We start from the raw sequence: 894 nt of genomic DNA, 5'->3' as shown, positions 1-894 counted from the left end.
CTTCCAGCCAGGCCAGCGTGGCCAGGTGGCGGTCGCTGCGTTCGCGCAGGCGCAGCCCCAGCTGGGCCAGGAAGATGTGCCCGACGCCGCGCGTTGTCAGCTGGGCCATCAGCCCTTCCAGGGTCGAGACGGTGCAGGGCTCGGGACGGTCGCAGCACAGGTCGGCCAGTTCGCAGGCGGCCTTCTGGGTGGCCACGCGCTCGGCCAGTCGGCGCAGGTTTTCCACCAGCACCACGCGCAAGGTGGTCGGCAGGGCCCAGATCTCGCTGAGCCCGAGCTCGCGGGTCTCCTGGTAGGCCACCAGGAAGCGCGCCAGCAGCGTCTCGTCGAAGGCGCTGTCGGTGTGGGCCACAAAGGCCCAGGCCACACCATAGATGCGTGGCAGACCGGCCAGCGGTTCGTCGAGCAGCACCGGCAGGCTGTGGAAGTAGCGCCGGGTCAGGCCGTCACGGACTTCCCTGAGCTGGGTCTCGATCAGGTGGACGTTGTCCAGCAACCACTCGGCGGCCGGGCTGACGTCGTGCCCGCTGGCGGCCCGCGCGCCGACGATGTAGCGCTGGGCCGCGCGCAGCGCCTCGATGTTGCTGCGCAGACGCGGGTAGAAGCCCGCCTGGCGCCAGCTGGCGCGGCCGGCACGGTGCGTCAGCCCCAGGCTGCGCCCATGCTGTGCAAAGCGCTCCGGCCCGAAGACCTCGGAACGGATGGGGGGCTGCAGCGGCCCGGCGCTGGCATCGAGCAGCCGGGCCAGCGTCGGCGGGACATCGGGGAGCAGGCGTTCCAGATCGGCAGCAGCCATGCCTCAGAGCACGGACAGCAGGGCCGCCAGCAGCAGCACCAGCACCAGCGCGCTGGTGACGATGCGTGCCAGCATGAAACCGCCCACCACCCCGGCGC

Annotated in this window: 1 protein-coding gene; it reads right to left on the bottom strand. The window is 71.6% G+C overall.

Translation table 11 applies throughout. The features are described from left to right. The coding region (locus I73_RS29795) for a hypothetical protein (RefSeq protein ID WP_040501308.1) at positions 1-796 on the bottom strand (796 nt) is incomplete at its 3' end. Positions 797-894 lie beyond the last annotated feature (98 nt).

This window comes from Ideonella sp. B508-1 (genome assembly GCF_000333615.1).
Classification (GTDB): domain Bacteria; phylum Pseudomonadota; class Gammaproteobacteria; order Burkholderiales; family Burkholderiaceae_C; genus Ideonella.
Note: the sequence above shows the minus strand (reverse complement) of the source record. Positions and strands in the feature narration are given on the sequence as shown.